Raw genomic sequence first — 958 nt, forward strand, 5'->3', positions numbered from 1 at the left:
GCGACCCGGAGGCGATGCTGGCCCTGTACTATATCTACGCCAATCTGGATGCTTCCCGACTGACCCAGTTCTACAACCTGCTGGGGATTCCCACCCGTGCAGGCAACTGGCTAAAACGGGCCGCCGAGGCCGGGCTGCCGGAAGCTCAAACCCTGTGGGGTCGTCAGATTATGAATGGACGGGGGTGGTACTTCACCAAGCGCCGCCGCCTGGAAGCGGCGGAAAGCTGGTTGAGCCGTGCAGCGGAGCAAGGCTATGTGCCCGCTATGGAACAAATGGTGCGCGTAAATAGAGAGCAGCAAGACTATGCAGCCAGTTGGCAATGGATGGAGCAGGCTTCCTTGTACGGAAGTTTCAACAACCGATTAGGTTTAGGCTGGTGTTACTTGGATCCCAGTTATGATGAACGATGTATAAATCCTCAAGATAAAGTAAAGGGATGGGCAATTCTTTATGCGCTGTATGTAGAGATAGAGGATGGTAATTCACGGGATATTATGTCCTGGAATCAGGACAAGCTCACAGAAGATGAGCGTCAGCAAGCAGAGGCGCGGGCAGCGTCGAAATGGATAGGGCGTCAGCCCCCCATTTCCAACTTTCCCCCTCGCTTTGGTTACTGATTGAGCGATGGCAAACATAAACCGTCTGGTATTCGCCCTCTTGCTTCCACTGCTGTGGTCGCTCACTAGCTGGGCGTTACCCGCGGATATCCAGGCCGCCAAAGATGAAGGTATGCGCCTTTGGGGTATTTCGGAATGGATTGAAACGCAGCCTTACTTGGAAGCGTCTGCCGCAGGGGGGGATGTGGAGTCGATGTATTACCTGGGTGAAGCCACTCGTTTATTGAGCCGAGGGTTAACCACCGAGGCCATGGAGTGGTATTTACAGGCTGCCGAGCAAGGCGACCCCTACGCCATGCTGCGGCTGTTTCAAGGCGGGGCCTGTGTGGCAGGCGACC

Annotated in this window: 1 protein-coding gene and 1 pseudogene; both read left to right on the forward strand. The window is 55.2% G+C overall.

The annotated features are described in order from the left end of the window. A partial coding sequence (locus tag HP566_RS02055; protein WP_425348163.1) for a tetratricopeptide repeat protein occupies positions 1-620 on the forward strand: 620 nt, incomplete at its 5' end. A 7-nt stretch (positions 621-627) separates the two neighbouring features. Then, positions 628-958 (forward strand): annotated as a pseudogene (locus HP566_RS02060) (tetratricopeptide repeat protein); the annotation flags it as partial.

This window comes from Vreelandella olivaria (genome assembly GCF_023507745.1).
Lineage (GTDB): Bacteria > Pseudomonadota > Gammaproteobacteria > Pseudomonadales > Halomonadaceae > Vreelandella > Vreelandella olivaria_A.